We start from the raw sequence: 19,081 nt of genomic DNA, 5'->3' as shown, positions 1-19,081 counted from the left end.
ATGGATCATCTCATATTTGAAGTCGGTACCGCGCTTATCTTAGTGGCGATCGCGGCATTGCTCGCGAATAAACTTAACTTCTCGATCATTCCGTTTTTAATTGTTTTAGGAATGATTGTTGGACCGCACGCTCCGACAATCGGGATACTAGACTTCAAGTTCATCGAAAGTGCTGAGTTCATCAGTTTTCTCGGACGAATCGGCGTCCTGTTCCTTTTATTCTATCTCGGACTCGAGTTCTCGATTGGTAAATTGATCCGGTCTGGGAAATCAATCGTTACGAGTGGAACGATTTATTTATCCATTAACTTTACGGGTGGTCTACTCTATGGATTCATCGCCGGGTTCCCACTTTACGAAGTGTTGATCATCGCTGGAATCATCACGATTTCCTCGAGTGCGATCGTCGCAAAAGTCTTAGTCGACTTACGTCGGACTGGTAATACGGAGACAGAATTGATCCTTGGAATCATTATGTTCGAGGATATTTTCCTAGCAGTTTACTTGTCTGTTTTATCTGGACTCTTGCTTGGTGACGGAACAACCTTAATGTCTTCTGTCACATCGATTTTGATTGCTCTTGGGTATATGTTGTTGTTCTTCATCATTGCTCGAAAAGCGACACCACTCTTGAACAAAATGCTAAAAATCGCTTCGGATGAAGTCTTCATCATCGTTGTCTTTGCTTCCCTGTTCTTCGTTGCTGGTTTTTCGGAAACGATTCATGTCGCAGAAGCAATTGGTGCCTTGTTACTCGGTCTCGTTTTCTCGGAAACGGATCAAGGAGAGCGGATCGAACATCTTGTCGTACCGTTCCGTGACTTCTTCGGCGCCATCTTCTTCTTTAGTTTCGGATTGAGTATCGATCCGACGATGCTCTTAGATGCTGTCTGGCTCGCACTTGGTGCTGTCGTCATCACGATTGTCGGAAACTATGTCGCGGGAATGATTGCAGGACGCAAAGCAGGTCTATCGCACAAAGCTTCATCGAACATCGGCTTGACGATCGTCTCGCGGGGAGAATTCTCGATCATTGTCGCAAATCTCGGAATCGCTGGTGGATTGATGGACATCTTGTCCCCATTCTCGGCTCTTTATGTCTTGATTCTCGCGATTCTCGGACCACTGATGACGAAGGAATCGAAACGCATTTACAACGTCATGAATAAAATCTTCAAGTGGACGGAACCGAAAGAGAAAAAGACAAAGAAAAATGCGTAATACGATGTAAACGAACAGCCAGTTCGGATTTCTCGAACTGGCTGTTGTTTTGTTTAAGTCAAGACATCATATGTCGCCATCAGGAATTGTCCCGATTGACGACTGTCCTTCAAGTGAAGTTTCGTTTCAACGGTTCCTTCTGGGAATAACGGGATGCCCGTTCCGAGAATGACAGGGGCAATCGCGAGTTCGATTGAACTGACGCACTGTAACCGTAGCGCTTCTTGAATCAATTCGCCGCCACCAACAAGCCAGACCTTGCCATCAATTGTCGGTGTGATCCGCTCAAGTAATTGATCGAGCGGTTCATCCGTATAGGTGACCGTCTCTGACGTTCGTTGTGTCCGGCTGTAAATATAACTTGGAATATCCGCGTATGGATACGTCTCGCTGAGTTGAAGGACTTCCTCATACGTTTTTCGACCCATGATGACGGCACCAATCTGTTCATAAAAAGCTTGATAGCCATTATCACCGTCTCCAGCAACAGCAAATAACCAGTCGAGGGAACCATCGTGTCTAGCAATTTTTCCATCAAGACTACAAGCGATATACAGTACGGTCGTAGATTGAGACATTAAAATTCCTCCTTAAGATTTGTGTGACTTCATCTTAGCGTATAATGACGACAAAAGATGTCGTCATTTGAGGAGGAACTTTATGAATACGAGACAATGGCGTTTGGTCCGTTTATTAAACCGGGGGGAACACTTTTCTGCACGTATGCTAGCGGAAGAATGTAAGGTATCGATCCGGACGATTCAACGAGACATGACCGTTCTTGAAGCAAATGGTTATCCGATTTACAGTGAACCGGGCATAGCCGGGGGCTACCGGATGCTGCCGCACCGGAATATGCCGCCACTCGTTTTGACAAATGAAGAGACGATTGTCTTGTTCATGCTACTCGAATGGGTCGGTCAGATTCCAGATTTTCCGTTCGGGACGATCCGCCAGGAAGTCGCTGAACGCTATGCGAACGAGTTACCGAAGATGACGGAGCAACAGATTGTAAAATGGAAAGACCGCTTTCGATTTCAAGCGGTCGATACACCACCGTCACCGCAAAATCCTGCGTTACTCGACCTTTTAGAGAGCGGACGTATGGGGAATATTCTCTATGAGACGACAAAAGGACGACGCATGATCGTTGTAGATCCGATTGGTTTATCGTTCGAACAGAATCGCTGGTATTTTTATGGACGGACTGACCGTGGATTTCGGCAGTTCCGTGTCGACCGAGTTCTAGGTGTATCGCTTCATGAGTTGCCAGCAACTGATTTGACCTTTTCTGATTTAGAAAAGAACATGACACATGTACCGATGACGACGGTGAAACTAGAATTAACTTCTTTAGGTGAACGAATGCTCGAAGGCATTTTACCTCTTCGTCGTGACCGAACATGGCAAATTCCGATTCGCGAGCTCACTTTTTTAGGACGACAATTGATGCGGCTCGGTCCGGAAGTTCGAGTCATAGAACCGCAGGATCTCCGCGAACAATTGATTCGTCAAGCAGAAAAAATGATCGCTGTGCAACAGTCCGATAAGCCGTTCGGACAGAATTGATCAAAAAACTATGTTACGATATAGCTAGAAAGAAACAATAGAGGAAGGGGTCTTCCATGGAAACACTATCACTGATTTTATTGATGCTTGCGCTCATCTTACTGACGCAAGTCGTCGGACATTACATCCGTTTCATCCCAACGGCTTTGATCCAAATCATTGCCGGAACCGTCGCTGCTCTCCTGATGAGTGGCTTGACGATTGAGGTCGAATCCGAATGGTTCCTCCTGTTATTTATTGCTCCGTTACTTTATAACGATAGCTCTCACTTTCCACGCGAAGATTTGTGGCGGATGCGCACAGCGATCTTCGGTAATGCAATCATCCTCGTCTTATTGACGACGATCGTCGGAGGATACTTCATCAATTGGTTGATTCCGGTCATTCCAGTCGCTGCTGCGTTTGCCTTAGCCGCAATCTTATCGCCAACGGATCCAATTGCCGTCAACGGAATTGCAAAACGTGTCCAGATTCCAGAACAAATCTTGACACTCGTTCGCGGAGAATCGCTGATTAATGATGCATCGGGATTAGTCGCGTTCAGTTATGCTGTTGCCGCTGTTGTCACGGGTTACTTCTCGATTCAGAGTGCGACAACAGAGTTCTTTTACATGTTCTTCGTTGGAGCCTTGATCGGATTGTTGATTTCGCTCACGATGAACTTTCTCAAGGTACGCTTGCGTCGAGCGGGTATTGAAGATGTCGTCTTCTACGCTTTACTGCAAATCCTGACACCATTTATCATCTTCTTCGTTGCTGAAGAAGGATTTCATGCATCAGGCGTCATCGCCGTCGTCACAGGTGGTATCTTGCATGCCTTGATCAAAGAACGAACAGAAACGTTCTTTGCGCAAGAGCAGACGTTGACGGATAACATCTGGACGATGATTGCGTATACGTTAAACGGGATTATCTTCTTATTGCTCGGTTTGACGTTGCCAGAAGCGACACGCGAGATTTTTGCGGATGACGCGATCAACAACTGGCGTCTGATGCTATATGTCATCGAGATCGGTTCATTCATTCTCGCGATCCGTCTCGTCTGGACGATGTTCTTCAATTGGTTCGATCATCGGTTCTTTAAAAAAGAGGACCGCGATCATCGTCGACCGGTCTTTAAGCAGGATTTGATTACGACACTAGTCGGGGTTCGCGGAACGATCACGATGGTCGGGGTCTTGTCATTACCGTTCTTGACGGAGTCCGGCGAAGCCTTCCCGGAACGCTCATTGATTATCTTCCTTGCAGCGGGTGTCATCATCTATACGCTCGTTCTCGCGACGATTCTCTTACCGGTATTGAACCGTGGTGAGGCGGCAACGCCGATCGCACTCGACCTGAATGCCCAAAAACAACGGATGATTCGCCGGGCGATCTCAGAGATCAAACAAGTGACGGACGAAGACAATGCGGTCGTTGCGTTTGATTTACTCAATGAGTATCATGTGATGCTCCGGTTGTTGCGCGCGCAGGAAAAAAGTCAAGAAGAGCTCGATCAATTCAATGATCAGTTGAAGGCACTTCGTCTTGAAGCCGTCCAGTGGGAAAAGGAAGAATCAAAACGTTTCGTCGCTGAGAACAAGGTGCCGGATCTGCTGAAAAAGGATGTTTTCCGCTCGATTGAAAATCGTCGCAAGGCGATCGGTAAGGATTCGCGTTTCCAGATCGTCCAGCCGATTCGTAAATTGTGGTGGAAACGGAAACGATCGAACATGTCATCGGATGCGTTAATTCAAATGACGCAAGTCGAGCATGATCTGTATGAAAAGGTCATGGGCACAGTCATCGAACGTCTCGAGAATTGCCGCACGTCTTATCCACCAGACGTCGTTCAAAGTGTGCTTGAGTTCTATAAACGACTTCGTTTCAAACATACGCGTTGGTCATCACCAATCGGTGGCAAGGACGTCGATCAGCAGAAGGAAGAGCTCTGCTTGAAAGCCATCGAAGTCCAGCGTCTTGAAATCGCCAATATGTCAAAAGAAGGGGATCTCTCGAACGAAGAGGAGAAGGAGTTACGCCGCTTCATTCACTATATCGAGAGTGTCGTTCTCTACGAATACGTTGAATAATATTTAAAAAAAGACAAGAAGAGCAAACTTTTAATGCTCTTCTTGTCTTTTTTTATATCACGACTTGAGTGCCAACTTCTGAAAAAATAAAACGAGTAACTGTATGCGCATAAGGATGGATTTGTTCTATAAAAAATTCTGCCTCTTGAAACGTTTGGAAATGTAATTTTAGCATGAAGCAAGAATCACCAGATATTCGATAACAAAAGTCAACGTTAGTAAGTTGCTGAATATGATTTTTAAATGAATCGTACCGTCCTTCTTTAATGGTTGCTTCTACTAAACATTCAATAGGAGAACCTAGCTTTTCGTAATCGATTTTTAAACTGTATTCTTTAATGAGTCCAAAAGATTCCATTTGTCGGACACGCTCTGTTACGGAAGGAGCTGATAAATTAATTCGTTTAGCTAATGAACGCATCGACAGTCGACTATCTTGAGCCAGTTCATTTAATATTTGTCGATCAATCATATCGATTTTCAAATGTAAATCCTCCTTTAAAATAAGTTGTTGGATATAAAGTATTAGTTCGATATTTGTTTCAAATGAAATGTGATAATTTTTAATCATTATATAAAATTATTGTAGAAGGAGTGAATAAAATGACAAAAATACCTTTATCCCAAATAGGAGAAACACCATTTCAAAAATTACTAGGTCATAATCCTAAAATCTTATCCAGTTGGACAAGGCTAGAAAAAGATTTGATTGAAGAGGGAGCCTTAAGTTCGGATGTGAAAGAACAAGTTAGAAGAACATTAGCGCAATCAAATGGATGTGCATATTGCAAGGCAAAAGGAAAGCCAAAGAAAAAAATGATGGATGAAAAAATGATTTTAGCAACTGGATTTGCAGATCTTTTTTTAAAGGTGAAAGGAAATATCCCTGATTCAATATTTTTACTCATGAATGAAACATTTACTATTCCAGAAATCAGTGAATTATGTGCATTCATTACGTTTTGTACAGCATCTCAATACTACGGAGCAATCATGAATTTACAGCCAATTGATAGTCCCTGATTTTACTTTTTTTACACACTTTTATATTTTTTCTTTAGTGCATTCTGAACAGTCCATCTTTGATGTTCATGAAATAGATGATCGATTGCATCAGCCGGATCGATCCATTGTAAGACATGATCATCCTCGATTGGACTTTGTACTTCCTCTCCAGCATCACAACGATAGAACTGCCCTTCGTTCAAATAATATGTCGTTTCATTTTGTGAATAGAAATATTGATTGGCTCGTCCGATGAAATCACCGATATTGACGTCCATTCCCGTTTCTTCAAGTACCTCTCTTTTTAAACATTCTTCTGGCGTCTCATTGGCCTCAATACCGCCACCCGGAAGAAACAACTTGCCGTCCTTTTTTTGAATGACGGCGATTTTATCTGTTTGAGGGTCGCACATGACCGCATAAACAGCAGATCTCGTGATGTAGTGTTGATTCTGTTCTTTCTGCCCGAAGGTGATGACATCCATTTTTCCGTAGCTCCTTTCCCCTAAAATCGTTCGATGTCAATCATACCTTAAATGTCGTATGCAAGCATCAGCCATACAAAAACCCTCATTTCGATATAGAAATGAGGGGTGACCTATGAGCAAAGATCGTTTGTTTCAAGCGAAATTTTTAATCGATTAACCGAGTGACAAGTATTTGACCTCGAGATAATCTTCGATGCCGTAGACGCCACCTTCGCGGCCAAGACCACTCTCTTTATAGCCACCAAATGGAGCTTGTGCAGCAGATGGTGCGCCATCGTTCAGACCAACGATTCCGTATTCGAGTCGTTTTCCGAGCAGCAACGCTTCATCGATGCGTTCTGAGAACGCGTAAGCTGCAAGTCCGTATGGTGTGTTGTTCGCCCGTTCGATGACTTCATCGAGTGTCTCAAAAACAGAGATCGGTGCGAGCGGACCAAACGTTTCTTCCTGCATGCAGAGCATGTCTTCCGTGACATTTGCAAGTACCGTTGGTGTAACGAAATAGCCGACTGTTTCGTCAATCGTACCACCTGTCAAAATTGTTGCCCCTTTTGCGACAGCGTCATCGATGTGTGCTTTGACTTTCGCGACGGCTTTCGCATTAATCAATGGACCGACTGTCGAATCAGCGTCCATGCCGTTACCGACTTGTAATTGTTTGACGGCAGCTGTGAACTTTTCTGTGAATGCGTCAAGAACCGATGCTTGCACGTAGAAACGATTCGTTGCGACACACGCTTGACCACCGTTGCGGAATTTCGAGCGCATCGCACCTTCGACGGCTTTGTCGAGATCTGCGTTTTCAGTGACGATGAATGGCGCATGACCACCGAGTTCAAGTGACAATTTTTTCATCGTATCGGCTGCTTGGCGCATGATCAATTTCCCAACGGCTGTTGAACCTGTGAACGTGATTTTGCGAACACGGGAATCTGCTTGCCAGACGCCACTAATGGTTGCTGCATCACCTGTTAGCACGTTGATGACACCTTTGGGGATACCTGCTTCTTCTGCTAGTTCAACGAGGCGAAGTGCCGTAAACGGTGTCTCTTCCGATGGTTTAAGGACGATCGTACAACCTGCTGCAAGAGCCGGTGCGAGTTTACGTGTGATCATCGCTGCCGGGAAGTTCCACGGTGTGATTGCTGCAACGACACCAACCGGTTCTTTTTCGACGAACAGTCGCTTTCCTGGAACGGAAGCCGGAATCGTTTCACCGTAAATCCGACGTGCTTCTTCAGCGTACCAACGAACATATTGATTGCCGTAATCGACTTCACCGAGCGCTTCGACATACGGTTTCCCTTGTTCCGTCGTCATGATTCGGGCGAGTTCCTCGCGGTGTTCATTGATCAAGCGATACCAGGCATCGACTAAATTTGCACGTGTGTCTGCTGTTTCGTTTGACCACTTGACGAATGCTTCGCTCGCTGCGTCAACGGAACGTTGTGCGTCTTCCGCTGAACTTGCCGGAACATGTCCGAGCAATGCTTTCGTTGCTGGGTCATAGACCGGAATCGTTTCTGACTTATCGTACCATTCCCCATTAATTAAGTTCTTTTCAATCATCTTGTTGCACCTCCGTGAATTTCGTTACGTTCTTTATTAAACACCTCAAGACGAGTGAACGGAAGTTCCGCTTTGGATGGACAGTCATAACGAAACGGAATGACTCGAAAAATAGTTAATCGACTGAACAATCGGGAACAGTTAAAATAATAGAGAATGAAAATGTCAAAATTAATGAAGGAGTCGAAAGACATGAAACGGAACTGGATCATTAGCGGTGTGGTGCTAAGTTTACTACTAAGTGGATGTGGGGGAAGCGAAGTCGCCGAGAAAAAGTCTGAAAAACCACGAGAAACTGAACAAAAAAGGCAAGCTACTCAGCAAGCATACATAGAAAAGACGATACAGCGTGCTGAGCGTTACGCTGCCCAGTACGATTATGAGCGAGCAATCAAGGTATTAAAACCTGTACGCACAAAAGAGACGATACAAAGAACGAAAGAATACGAACAGAAAAAGCAGGCGCTCCTGCCTGTGACGAAACCTGTGCCGCATCTCTTTTTCCATTCATTGATTGCCGATCCAAAACGAGCATTTGACGGCGACCGGAAGGAAGCAGGATACGATGATTACATGGTGACGCAACAGGAGTTCGAACGAATCTTGGATGCATTGTACAAAAACAACTATGTACTCGTCCGACCGACGGATTTAGCAAAAGAGATGAACGGGAAGATCGTCGAGACACCCGTCCGTTTACCAAAAGGAAAACAACCGCTCGTTCTTTCTCAGGACGACGTCAATTATTATGAATACATGGAAGGGGATGGATTTGCGAAGAATTTGAAAGTGAAGGATGGTAAAATCGTCAACGAGATGGTCGGAAAGCCGGATGGTGCTTATGATCTCGTACCGCTCGTTGATGCGTTCGTCCAGTCTCATCCTGACTTTTCCTATAAAGGAGCAAAAGGGTTGCTCGGCATCACAGGTTACAACGGGGTGCTCGGTTATCGTTCCTCCTACAATCAATACGGACACAATGAAAAGGTTGAAACGGCACGAAATCAAGCGAAGCAGACCGCTGTCGCATTAAAACAGGACGGCTGGCAGTTCGCGAGTCATACGTACGGACATATTTGGGTCGGGAAAGAATCAGTCACGACGATTCGCGCGGATCTTAAACGCTACAAACAAGACGTTGCACCGCTGATCGGAAAAACGACGCAATTGATTTATCCGTACGGCAGTGATGTCGGGGATTGGCACGATTATTCGGGTGAGAAATATCGTTTGCTCATCGATAGCGGGTTCCGCTATTTCTTTAATGTCGATGCGAGTCAACATGCGTGGAAGCAAATTGGTCCCGACTACTTCCGCCAAGCCCGGATCAACGTTGATGGGATTCGTTTACGCCAAGCCGTTGCTGGAAAGACGAGCGTACTCGATCCATTCTTTGATGCGAAAGAGGTCTTTGATTCAGTACGACCGGAACGGAAGTGACCTGGTCCTTCGATTGATCATCTTGCTAGTAGTGAGACGAGAGCTTTTCCTCTTTGAAGGTAACGTTCTAGGTGATTGCTCAATTCCTCGTTTGTAACGATAGAATCAGATAAAAGGTTGAACGTTTGTTGGACGAAATGGAAATTGAAACAACCCGAAAGCCAGAGTAAGGATTCAAGTCGAACAAAATCATCGTGATCAAAAATATTCATGTCATAGTTTTCTAAAATCGCTTGCACTAGTTCAGGAGACACGCTAAAAGAATGAATCCCTTCATTTCGTGCATACCATTTAAGGATCCATGCGAGGTCTTGTATACGATCAGAGTAACCGATATGTTCATGATCAACGATTCCGACGATATGATCGTTCCTCCATAAGATATTTAGTGCATTGAGGTCTGTTGATAAAACAGGTAGCATATCGTTCTTCGATCTGCGTTGTGCCTGATAGATATGAAACTGGACGAGATCGAGATAGTTACCTAACCTTTGTTGTTCTATTGAGGTGATGACAGTATCCACCTTTGATAAATCATGATGCCATTTTTGATAGGCGACGGTATGGTCAACGACCGGAAAAGAAAATTGCGAATCGACCGGTATATCATGTAGTTGTCTTAGCAACGCACCCATTTTTGACGCTGATGATTTGGTTTGTGCAGTAATATGTGTGCCGTCTATCCAATCAAAGAGGACACAGCGCCATGCTTGACCAGCATCATCCTGAATCATTGAAAATGTATTTGAGTCAGTTGTCGGTTGAACGCGTTTCATGAAGGGGAGTCCGTGTTCACGTATCCTATCAGTTACGTATAATTGCTGATTCAAATCAGATGCAGAGGCAAGTTCTGTCTCAGAACTATATCGATCATCCGCAAGAAGGCGTAAAGAATAAGCGTTACTATTACAGATTATTCGATAATGTTTGTCACCATGAATTCCGAAAGTCGATAAAGAGATTGAATGATCTAGAGCAGAATCATATGAAATCCCAAATCGTGATAAAGCGAGCGAAATCAATTGATTATCTTCAGGACACATAGTTTACACTCCTCTGACGGTATAGGTCAAAACGGTAGTGGCTGCGTCCCGTCCTGATCCGTAAAGTGATAGGTCTTCGCGAGATCGGCAACGAAGATGGCTTGTCCAGAATAACGTCTAACATCGTCATCCGCCATCAGCGCTGTAACGGCTCGTCCGATATAGGTCGTCGATTCAGTCGCGGCACTCGCGAAACCGGCATCGACAACCCGTTCGGTCCGCATGAAACCGGGGCAGAGCGCGATGACAGAGATAGTTGTTTGAGCTAACTCTTGCGCCATGACGTGCGTCATCCGATTAATCGTTTGCATCGCCAAATCATAATAAAGATTTCCGGCCACCTGATCTGGTGTGAATGACGTCAAATTGATGACGAGCGCGGCTGGACTCTGTTGCAGTAATGGCATCGCAGCCCGAATCGTCCACAAATACGCTTTTGGTCCGGCGGACATCATCGCGTCCCAATGTTCCGGTGGTCGCTCCCAAAACCGTCGTCCGGTTCCGGACGGCAAGTGGCTTTCCGAACCACCGAATACACAATTGATGAGGAGATCGATTCGACCATGTTGATGTTGGATCTGCTGAATGAGACGATCGATATCATCAAGACTTGTATGGTCACAAACGACCGGGATGCCAAGTCCGTCGCGTGCCGTGACACCAGCAGCCGTCTCTTCGATCGTCTCGCTACGATTGTCCGTCGTCTGTTCATTCGTACTTCGTCCCGTGACGTAAACAATCATTCCGGCGTCACCTAAAGCATAAGCGATGCCACGTCCGGCGCCACGGGAGGCACCAGCTACGAGTGCAATACGTTTTGGCATGATGAAACTCCTTTCAGATATGAGAAGGCGGATGGGCAGATGCGCATCCGTCTTCTTCTGTTTTAAAAACCTTTAATCGTCATCCCGCCATCAACATAAAGTGTTTGTCCCGTCACGTAACGGGCAGCGGCAGATGATAAGAAGACAACTGGACCAACGAGCTCTTCTAATTCACCCACCCGACCGAGTGGTGTCACGTCAACGATCTCCTGCAGATATGTAGGATCTTTTAGTAAGGGTTCCGTCAGCGGTGTTTTAAAATACCACGGTCCGATCGCGTTGACACGAATGTTTTGTGGTCCCCATTCAAGGGCTAATACCTTCGTCATCTGAATCATCGCCGCCTTCGTCGTCGCATACACGACACCGGTCCGTAAAGCGACGTGCCCCGCGACGGAGGCGATATTGAGAATACTTCCACCTGTCTCTTGCATCCGTTTCCCGATTTCTTGAGCAAAGAAGAAAGCGGATTTCAGATTCGTCTGTTGGATCGTTTCCCACTCGTCTTCCGTTACGTCAAGTGCCTTCGAGCGAATGTTCATCCCGGCGTTGTTGACGAGCCCATCGATCTGCGGCACTTGTTCATAAGCTCGAGCCACCGTCTCGACGACTTGTTTCCGGTCAGTGATGTCACACAGGAAAACGTAAGCTTTTTGACCGAGTCGTTCGATTTCTTGCGCTGTCTCCTTTAAGTCGCGTTCCGTCCGGGCGACGAGAATGATGTCGGCACCAGCTTCTGCCATCCCGATAGCAAGTGCCCGTCCAATGCCTCGCCCAGCTCCGGTGATGAGAAATGTTTGATTCGTTAACGAAAAACTAGGAAGATACATGATGTCACGTCCTTTAAATGAGAGTTATCACTTACTCTAATAAAAAATAGACTGAAAAGAAAGAAAAATCAATGCATTCCGAAATGATAATGGTAAAATATTGAAAAGGAGGGATGAGATGAAGCGTGGTTTAGTTATGACATTATGTATAGCACTCGTGAGTCTTTTAGCTATTCAATTGGTCGGAACGGAAGTCTACCGTTATTTCTTTTATGATCCAGCAACTTCTCAAGCCCAAATTATAGTTAATGGAGGAGGAGAAGAAGGTAAACCGACCAAACAAAAGATAGATGTACGAAGCGAGGGATTTGCGGATAAGGATGCATTAGGAGTGGCTACCTTTTATGGCGTCGTCGGTCTTGTCATACTACTGATTGTCCTCTTCAGTGTACGCTACTTCTTGAAGCGTTTACGAAAACGGCGCAAACAGGAGAGTGTAGTCGACGATCTCATGGATCCGCCTCCAGTGTTTACACAGAATCGTTCGACACGACAAACATTTGTCGGTGAAGAATCAGAGTCAGAGATTCGCCGGCTTTTACAAACATTCGATCGGCAGCTGACACGACAAAAACGCCGCCGCTCTGAAGAGACGGTCGGCGAATGGTTACAACGGATTGATGTCACGCTCGATCCGTCGATCTATCATCTCGTCCGTTACGGCGAGACACCGGATTCAGAGATTTCGCAAGATCAGGTCGATGATCTAAGGAATGAACTACAAGTGCATCTTCAACGCGACTGACCGAGTAAATCAAGCAGGATGGCATGATGGGAGGCGTCTCGTGAGACGAGTGACAATTCGCGGACGACATCAAACCCGTCGACCGGTAACGTCTTGATTTCAGGTGACAGTCCATCTTGGAAAATCTCCGGCAATAGAGCGATACCAAGTCCTGCACGGATGAAACCGAGGACGCTCGATCCGAATTCCATCTCGTTTTCTGCTTGATAGACGGCACCTCGCTCGATGAACGCGTCCTTTAGGATGTTCGTCGAATCGCAATCGATCGGAAGCGATAAGAAAGAGGCGTCACGAATTTGCTCAAACGCCACAGACGTACAGCCCGCGAATCGTTCATCGTCTTGATGCACGTAAAGCAAAAAATTCTCCGTATACAAATGCGTCGTATGATACGGATGGACATGGTGACGATCGTCGAGTAAGACAGCATCGTATCGCCGTTCTTCAAGACCTTGCATCAAATCGATCGTCGTATGCGCCGTCTTCAACTTGAGATCCGGGGCCGTCGCTTGACGCGAGACGTGACGGGGGAGATACGTCATCGCGACGCTTGGCCATGATCCGAGCGTCAGGGTCGTCCGTTCGTCGATCGTACCGATTCGTCGTTTCATCTGATCGATCCGGTCAAGCAATTCACGGCTTTCGTCAAAGACGATTTCGCCTGCAGGCGTCAACGTGACACCATGTGCTGATCGATGCAACAGTGAAACTTCGAGTGCACTCTCAAGGCTTTTGATTTGTTTGCTTAATGCTGGTTGCGTCATATGCAGTACCTCGCTTGCTTTCGTCAGGCTTCCGGTTTCTGCAGTGACGAGAAATGCTTCCATCCATTCGGTCTTCATTGGTTCACGCTCTTTTCATACAGGTTGTTTAGAACGTACGTTATTTGAACGCGTCTGACAATCATTTTGCACTTTTTATATTCTTAGTTTGGAATATTCTGAATTGGGAATGTATAAAATAAAGAGGTGAACGGATATGAACGAGCGGATGTCCGCACGATTTTCAGCACTCGGTGACCCAATACGATTACAACTCATCGAAGCATTACGAAATGGTCCTCGCTCCGTCAATGAGTTAGCCGATCAACTACACTTACGCCAACCGCAAACCTCGAAGCACTTAAAGCTGTTGCTTGACGCAGAACTAATCACTGTCGAGCGGCAGGCGAATCGTCGCTTGTATAGCCTTCGTCCAGAAGCTTTTCGAGAACTTGTCACGTGGAGTAACACATTGGCTCAGATGGAAGCACGTATGTATCGTCTAGATGAACATTTGCAGCGGATGCAATCATCCGCGAAGGGAGACGAGACGAATGAAAAAGGAACTGAAGACATCGATTGATGGTAAGGTGCTACGAATGGAATGGGTTTGTGAGGCACCGCGAGAAATCGTCTTTGCCGCATTCACGGAAAAAGAGCAACTCGAAGCCTGGTGGGGACCAGAAGGCTGGGAGACGACAATCAAATCGTTCGAATTTCAACCGGACGGCGTTTGGCATTATTGCATGCGGTGTGTCGATCCGACACAAGGTGATTTTTATGGCATGGAGTCGTGGGGGAAAGCAATTTTTAGACATATCGATGCCCCGAACACCTATAGTCATGCCGATTACTTCTCCGACGCGTCAGGAGCTATCTCTGAAAATTTACCATGTAGTGAAAATGTCACGACATTCATTGACCATGGAGAAACGACCTTGATCGTCTTTGAATCGACCTACGAAACGGAAGCAGCTGTGCAAGAAGTGCTGGGGATGGGAATGAAGGAAGGTTTCACGTCGCAACTGTATCGCCTAGATCACCTATTGACGAAACAGTAAGAAGGAGTCGATGTTTTGGTGCGGAAGATCGGTTTGGCTTTATGTATCCTATTCTTAGTAGGTTGCGGAAAGTACACGATGGAAGAGGCAAAGGAGAACGGCGACATCATCGTCCAGAAAGGTGTTGAGAACAGCGACCGATTCGAGTCTTTTTTGAATAAGTCGAAGCAAGGAAAATCAGATCAGATTCGCATCACAGCCTACACGACCGAGGGAGATCCGATTGTGTATGACGTCGAGTATGACGGCAAGACGTATCAGTATTCGTCTGATGCATCACGTGATCAGTTCGGTTCAACAGACGACGATCGAAAGAATGAAGTCTGTCAGCAACTCGATAAAACGATCGTGAAGCAAGAGGCAATCTATGCGTTAAGTAAATGCGCTGAAGGAACGGATCATGAATTGCTACGATTACCAAAACAATAATCAAAAAGGATCGTGTCCCGTCGAAATAATCAGCGGGCACGATCCTTTTTATTCGCTATCAAGACGACGCAAAGCTTCACGCCAACTTGAAAAACGTTCAATCAATAAAGTCAGTGAAGGTGCTTGGTGCGCACGTGCCCACTTAGCATACTGCTGACTCGTCAATAGCGGTCCATGAGTTTCTGCAGCTTGTTTAAGTGCTTCTAGGCAGTCTTGGTCAGTGAAGAAACCGTTCGAGGTGAGGTCGAAGTGTGCTAAGGCTTTTTTCCACGTACCGAACCGACGAATGATCGTATTCGCACTTAACATCTCTGGATGTAAATCCCGTAATTCCGTGTAGGAGCGAATCGTCATGTTCGTTCCTTTTTGTGCGACATAAAAGGCGACGCTTTCTTCGATTGACCACCGTTTCGTTCGTTTGACCGCAGCCGGGCGATTCAACGTCATCCGGTCTTTCGTCGATAAATGGGAAGCCTTGATGATGCCAGCTTTCTCTAAAAGGTGTGCCCACGAGCCGAATCGTGCATTGATTTCTTCAAGTGATGGGTAAGGAAGTTGAGCCGCTAACTTTTGATAATGGGTAGCTTTCATAGGTGAATGGTGCATTTGATGAAGACCTTGAATCAAGCGGATGATCTTCTCATCCGTTGCTAAGGTAGAAGTGGAAGTCGGATGTTGACGCATGCAAGATATCTCCCTTTTGAATGGTTGTTTCAATTACAGGCTAGTGTAGCATGAGCGATTTCGAGAACATACTAACAATATCGTAAGGTAAGAAAAAGAGCGCATTCTCATCCAGGAAATACAGGGGAATCAGAGGTGATATACGAATATTTTATTATAGAAGAAAAGAGGGGTGACTGATCAAGGACAGAAATTTAGACGATTGATACGATGGAGGATATTTTAAAGATGCTCGATGCGCGACTGCGTGAACCAGGACCGTTTTGGGACAAGTTTTATAAAGATCGGAAGAAACCGGTCCCGTTTTTTAAGAATATTCCTGATGAGAACTTAGTTCGCTACGTCGAACAGGGTTGGATCTCGCCAGATGACGTTCTAGATCTCGGAACAGGACCGGGGCGAAATGCGATCTATCTCGCAACACACGATTTCTCGGTGACAGGACTGGATCTTTCAGCAACCGCGTTAGAATGGGCAACGGAACAAGCACAACAGACTAGAGCGCATGTTGCGTTTCGAAAGCAAGATTTTCTAGAGACGACGGAACAGAATACATATGATTTCATTTACGATTCAGGCTGTTTTCACCATATGGCGCCACATCGCCGTTTGACCTACGTGACGCGACTGAAAGAGATGCTACGACCAGGAGGATATTTTGGGCTGACCTGTTTTATTGCGGGCGGACCGCTTGGCGGATCGACGTTGACGGACTGGGAAGTCTATCAGGAAAATAGTCTCCAAGGTGGACTTGGCTATACGAAAGAGCGATTACTCTCCATATTCGATGCATTCGACATCATCGAACTAACGGAAATGAAACCCGTCGACAATCCAGAGGCATTATTTGATCATGCTGGATTGTGGACCGGTTTGTTTCGATTAAAGAATTGACTCGTCCGACATCCGAGTTGAGAACCAATCAATAAAATAACGGACATCTTCCAGCGAGACGATTTGTTGCGTATCGTAAGCGGCGAACAGTGACAAAAAGCACGGTTCGTTAGGAAAATAATGAAACAGGATCGGTCGGAGTGTCTCTAGGTCATGCACGAAGCTTTGATCTTTCTCTAAGATGAGGTGATAGGCGCTCCGAACAATCCGTTTCACGATTGAATCCGAATCAAGAAGAGCGACCTGACCTGTTTCTAGGAGAAATAAATCAGTTTTCAACTGTTCGCATAACCCACCGTTTAACGCGAAACCAAGAGCGCATGTCGGACGAAGGGACGGAAATCGACTTTGGAGATTTTCGCCTGCCAAAAATAAGTTGACGGACTTCAACCAGACGCCCCAGCGAAGTGCTTCGTCATCCCGTATGACGTCGCCAAGCAGACCGATGTCATAATCGATTTTGGTGACAAATGGATAGTTCGTCAGCCAATGTTCTGTCCGTTCATCTAACTGCATGTGTTCTTCTTCCGTCAACGGTTCTGTCAAAATCAGTGTAAAATCGAGGTCGGATTCAAAGGGACGCGCCGTTCCTTTGGCGACGCTGCCATACAAGTACACGCCATGAAACGCGGATAAGGTTTGTACATAGGCGACGACGTCCTGAATCACGGCACGATAACGGACAGGAATCGCTTCAGCGGAAGTTGGATTGTGGATGTAGCCATTTTTCGTGCCCAATGTCGTTGGATACTGCATCTGTCTTCCTCCTCATCCTTCAGGAATGGATTGATAGCGATACCACTTCTTGTTTCGCTGCACATATATAAACATCGTATCATCTTTTTCTTGATAGATGACCGTACCGCTCTTAAGATGAGTTGCCATGCCGTCCTCGAGCGTCTTTTCGGATGCTATTTTTTGGATACGTAGTCCAGGAGTCAAAGAAAGAATCGAGACGATTACGACCTGATCTAGTCGATACACGCGATCGTTCAAGCGGATGACGTCTTGATCTTGTTCAATGGCTTCTGCCGCGATGAGGTCTGTCGTTGTCATCGTCGTCTCCGCTAAGCATCCACTAAGAAAAGAATGATCAATACGATAGTAGCTAACACTTTTTTCATGAAAATACCTCTTTCTCTGATTATATATCGTAATTTACGATATATTCGGATTATACGATATAAGGGGGAGCATCATGATTTCAGCTGATTTTGCAAAAATCTATTATCAACTACATCCTAGGTTCGAGGAAAACCTGTCTCACCAAAGTGTGCGTATTTTGCAATACATTCAATTTGCGGTGAGTCCGACGATCAAGCAGATTGCCGAGGCATTTCGCCTCTCACATAATACGACGTCCGAGCACGTCAAAAAGTTGGACAGATTAGGCTATATCGAAAAAAAACGGAATCCAGAAGACCAACGCCAAGTGACGATTGGTTTGACAGACTTAGGAGATACAATCGTTCGTCGTCATACGGAACTCGATCCTGAACGGTTGAATCAAGTCCTTGCTACGATGTCAAAAACAGACCAACAGGCGATTGAACAGGCGTTTCGATTGTTGCGGGAGGCGGCAGATGACTGCTTTTCTCGTTAAGGTGCTGTCGAGCGCACTGGTCATCGGTCTCGTCACGGAAGTCGCCCGGCGTTCACCGTCACTGGGTGGTGTGTTGTCCGCGTTGCCCGTAGTCAGTTTGATCAGCTTTGCCTGGCTCGTTAAACAGGGAAGTGAACGGGCAGAACTGAGTACATTTTTAAAGAGTGTGTTACTCGGATTACCAGCGACGTTCTTATTGCTTGCCGTCTTATATGGGTTAATTCGCTTAGGGATTCCTGTTTTTTACAGTATACTCGGTGCAACAAGTCTTTTTATCGTTTGTTGGTATATCCAACGTTACCTACAACAGTGGTGGCAAACCTAAAAAAGGAGACAAAGTAATGATAACCCTTCAAACAAAGCGATTGACGCTTCATCCATGTATAGCGAATGACGTGACACCTTTACAACAACAGCACTACGATAACGGACCGGAAGTTCAGCATCATTTGATGTCAATAGCGTCAGATCCCTCGCTACTATACTGGGGCAGCTGGCTCGTCATGACAAAGGATGGTCAAGTAATCGGGGATATCGGATTCAAGGGGAAGCCGGACATACGACAAGCGGTCGAAATCGGTTATGGTCTGTTACCAGCGTATCTCAATCAAGGGTTTGCGACGGAAGCAGTTCAAGCATTGATTGAATGGGCGTTTGAACAAACGGAAGTGACAGGGGTACTTGCGAAGACGGAGTCGACGAATCAAGCATCAATCCGAGTACTCGAAAAAGCGGGATTGATTCAGGTCGGGAGAGACGATCGGTATATCATGTGGGAGCGTATGAAGAGGGTGTAAAGGAAACTTGACAGGTGGTATGTTATTTACATATAGTGGGACTACG

The 19,081-nt window shown here is 45.9% G+C and carries 24 protein-coding genes; 13 read left to right on the top strand and 11 right to left on the bottom strand.

Annotated elements, in window-relative coordinates; all coding sequences use genetic code 11:
- Positions 1-1,221, top strand: a complete 1,221-nt coding sequence (locus tag VJ374_RS09045; RefSeq protein WP_290783587.1) for a cation:proton antiporter — start codon at positions 1-3, stop codon at positions 1,219-1,221.
- Positions 1,222-1,274: 53 nt separating this feature from the next.
- Here VJ374_RS09045 and VJ374_RS09040 read toward each other — a convergent pair whose 3' ends face one another.
- Complete coding sequence (locus tag VJ374_RS09040) at positions 1,275-1,799, bottom strand: dihydrofolate reductase family protein (RefSeq protein WP_329468568.1); 525 nt, start codon at positions 1,797-1,799, stop codon at positions 1,275-1,277.
- A gap of 82 nt (positions 1,800-1,881) precedes the next feature.
- Here VJ374_RS09040 and VJ374_RS09035 point away from each other — a divergent pair, with 82 nt between their 5' ends.
- Positions 1,882-2,790 carry a helix-turn-helix transcriptional regulator gene (locus VJ374_RS09035; protein WP_308101655.1) on the top strand — a complete coding sequence of 303 codons (909 nt, stop codon included), beginning with the start codon at positions 1,882-1,884 and terminating at the stop codon, positions 2,788-2,790.
- Positions 2,791-2,846: 56 nt separating this feature from the next.
- On the top strand, positions 2,847-4,862 hold the full coding sequence (locus tag VJ374_RS09030) for a Na+/H+ antiporter (RefSeq protein ID WP_329468565.1): 2,016 nt from the start codon (positions 2,847-2,849) through the stop codon (positions 4,860-4,862).
- 52 nt (positions 4,863-4,914) lie between these two features.
- Here the strand turns inward: VJ374_RS09030 and VJ374_RS09025 are convergent, their stop codons facing one another.
- Positions 4,915-5,346: an Lrp/AsnC family transcriptional regulator gene (locus tag VJ374_RS09025; RefSeq protein ID WP_035407606.1), complete on the bottom strand. Its 432-nt coding sequence runs from the start codon at positions 5,344-5,346 to the stop codon at positions 4,915-4,917.
- Between the two features lie 119 nt (positions 5,347-5,465).
- Here VJ374_RS09025 and VJ374_RS09020 point away from each other — a divergent pair, with 119 nt between their 5' ends.
- Entirely contained in the window at positions 5,466-5,885 is a 420-nt protein-coding gene (locus VJ374_RS09020) for a carboxymuconolactone decarboxylase family protein (protein ID WP_035407609.1), read from the top strand.
- 11 nt (positions 5,886-5,896) lie between these two features.
- Here the strand turns inward: VJ374_RS09020 and VJ374_RS09015 are convergent, their stop codons facing one another.
- Together VJ374_RS09015 and VJ374_RS09010 are read right to left on the bottom strand one after the other, a co-directional pair.
- Entirely contained in the window at positions 5,897-6,352 is a 456-nt protein-coding gene (locus tag VJ374_RS09015; RefSeq protein WP_313490656.1) for an NUDIX hydrolase, read from the bottom strand.
- Between the two features lie 156 nt (positions 6,353-6,508).
- Complete coding sequence (locus tag VJ374_RS09010; RefSeq protein WP_308101653.1) at positions 6,509-7,924, bottom strand: NAD-dependent succinate-semialdehyde dehydrogenase; 1,416 nt, start codon at positions 7,922-7,924, stop codon at positions 6,509-6,511.
- Between the two features lie 192 nt (positions 7,925-8,116).
- Between VJ374_RS09010 and VJ374_RS09005 the strand changes: the two genes are divergently transcribed.
- Positions 8,117-9,364, top strand: coding sequence for a polysaccharide deacetylase family protein (locus tag VJ374_RS09005; protein WP_329468558.1), 1,248 nt, complete (start codon positions 8,117-8,119; stop codon positions 9,362-9,364).
- Positions 9,365-9,381: 17 nt separating this feature from the next.
- On the opposite strand, the gene VJ374_RS09000 is transcribed toward VJ374_RS09005, so the two are convergent.
- From VJ374_RS09000 to VJ374_RS08990, 3 genes are all read right to left on the bottom strand, one after another.
- The gene (locus VJ374_RS09000; protein ID WP_329468556.1) at positions 9,382-10,407 is read right to left on the bottom strand and encodes a phosphotransferase enzyme family protein; all 1,026 of its coding nucleotides are present in this window, start codon (positions 10,405-10,407) and stop codon (positions 9,382-9,384) included.
- 26 nt (positions 10,408-10,433) lie between these two features.
- Positions 10,434-11,231: an SDR family NAD(P)-dependent oxidoreductase gene (locus tag VJ374_RS08995; protein ID WP_329468553.1), complete on the bottom strand. Its 798-nt coding sequence runs from the start codon at positions 11,229-11,231 to the stop codon at positions 10,434-10,436.
- Positions 11,232-11,293: 62 nt separating this feature from the next.
- Positions 11,294-12,061, bottom strand: coding sequence for an SDR family NAD(P)-dependent oxidoreductase (locus VJ374_RS08990; protein ID WP_329468551.1), 768 nt, complete (start codon positions 12,059-12,061; stop codon positions 11,294-11,296).
- 118 nt (positions 12,062-12,179) lie between these two features.
- Between VJ374_RS08990 and VJ374_RS08985 the strand changes: the two genes are divergently transcribed.
- Positions 12,180-12,806 carry a hypothetical protein gene (locus VJ374_RS08985; RefSeq protein ID WP_329468549.1) on the top strand — a complete coding sequence of 209 codons (627 nt, stop codon included), beginning with the start codon at positions 12,180-12,182 and terminating at the stop codon, positions 12,804-12,806.
- Here the strand turns inward: VJ374_RS08985 and VJ374_RS08980 are convergent.
- On the bottom strand, positions 12,794-13,648 hold the full coding sequence (locus tag VJ374_RS08980) for a LysR family transcriptional regulator (RefSeq protein ID WP_329468547.1): 855 nt from the start codon (positions 13,646-13,648) through the stop codon (positions 12,794-12,796). The two genes, VJ374_RS08985 and VJ374_RS08980, sit on opposite strands and share 13 nt — an antisense overlap.
- 148 nt (positions 13,649-13,796) lie before the next feature.
- Here VJ374_RS08980 and VJ374_RS08975 point away from each other — a divergent pair, with 148 nt between their 5' ends.
- Genes VJ374_RS08975 through VJ374_RS08965 form a run of 3 tightly spaced genes read left to right on the top strand, consistent with a single transcriptional unit; the run spans position 13,797 to position 15,057 of the window.
- On the top strand, positions 13,797-14,150 hold the full coding sequence (locus VJ374_RS08975) for an ArsR/SmtB family transcription factor (RefSeq protein WP_329468545.1): 354 nt from the start codon (positions 13,797-13,799) through the stop codon (positions 14,148-14,150).
- Complete coding sequence (locus VJ374_RS08970) at positions 14,122-14,628, top strand: SRPBCC family protein (RefSeq protein ID WP_329468543.1); 507 nt, start codon at positions 14,122-14,124, stop codon at positions 14,626-14,628. Before VJ374_RS08975 ends, VJ374_RS08970 begins: the two co-directional genes overlap by 29 nt.
- Before the next feature lie 18 nt (positions 14,629-14,646).
- On the top strand, positions 14,647-15,057 hold the full coding sequence (locus VJ374_RS08965; protein ID WP_290773927.1) for a DUF4362 domain-containing protein: 411 nt from the start codon (positions 14,647-14,649) through the stop codon (positions 15,055-15,057).
- 48 nt (positions 15,058-15,105) lie between these two features.
- Here the strand turns inward: VJ374_RS08965 and VJ374_RS08960 are convergent, their stop codons facing one another.
- The gene (locus tag VJ374_RS08960) at positions 15,106-15,741 is read right to left on the bottom strand and encodes a homing endonuclease associated repeat-containing protein (RefSeq protein WP_329468538.1); all 636 of its coding nucleotides are present in this window, start codon (positions 15,739-15,741) and stop codon (positions 15,106-15,108) included.
- Between the two features lie 210 nt (positions 15,742-15,951).
- Between VJ374_RS08960 and VJ374_RS08955 the strand changes: the two genes are divergently transcribed.
- Entirely contained in the window at positions 15,952-16,635 is a 684-nt protein-coding gene (locus VJ374_RS08955; RefSeq protein ID WP_329468536.1) for an SAM-dependent methyltransferase, read from the top strand.
- On the opposite strand, the gene VJ374_RS08950 is transcribed toward VJ374_RS08955, so the two are convergent.
- Complete coding sequence (locus tag VJ374_RS08950; protein WP_329468533.1) at positions 16,624-17,391, bottom strand: nucleotidyltransferase domain-containing protein; 768 nt, start codon at positions 17,389-17,391, stop codon at positions 16,624-16,626. The genes VJ374_RS08955 and VJ374_RS08950 overlap by 12 nt on opposite strands.
- Before the next feature lie 12 nt (positions 17,392-17,403).
- Positions 17,404-17,691 (bottom strand): hypothetical protein, encoded by a 288-nt coding sequence (locus tag VJ374_RS08945; protein ID WP_329468531.1) that lies wholly within the window; start codon positions 17,689-17,691, stop codon positions 17,404-17,406.
- A gap of 142 nt (positions 17,692-17,833) precedes the next feature.
- Between VJ374_RS08945 and VJ374_RS08940 the strand changes: the two genes are divergently transcribed.
- The 3 genes from VJ374_RS08940 to VJ374_RS08930 are packed head-to-tail and all read left to right on the top strand — an operon-like array spanning position 17,834 to position 19,035.
- On the top strand, positions 17,834-18,238 hold the full coding sequence (locus tag VJ374_RS08940) for a MarR family winged helix-turn-helix transcriptional regulator (protein ID WP_329468529.1): 405 nt from the start codon (positions 17,834-17,836) through the stop codon (positions 18,236-18,238).
- A complete protein-coding gene (locus VJ374_RS08935) occupies positions 18,219-18,563 on the top strand; it encodes a DUF3147 family protein (RefSeq protein WP_251133302.1) in 345 nt (114 codons plus the stop codon). The genes VJ374_RS08940 and VJ374_RS08935 overlap by 20 nt, the downstream gene beginning before the upstream one ends.
- A gap of 16 nt (positions 18,564-18,579) precedes the next feature.
- Entirely contained in the window at positions 18,580-19,035 is a 456-nt protein-coding gene (locus tag VJ374_RS08930) for a GNAT family N-acetyltransferase (RefSeq protein WP_329468524.1), read from the top strand.
- The last annotated feature ends 46 nt before the right edge of the window (positions 19,036-19,081 follow it).

The organism is Exiguobacterium sp. 9-2 (genome assembly GCF_036287235.1).
GTDB lineage: Bacteria > Bacillota > Bacilli > Exiguobacteriales > Exiguobacteriaceae > Exiguobacterium_A.
This window is presented reverse-complemented; position numbering and strand designations above follow the sequence as displayed.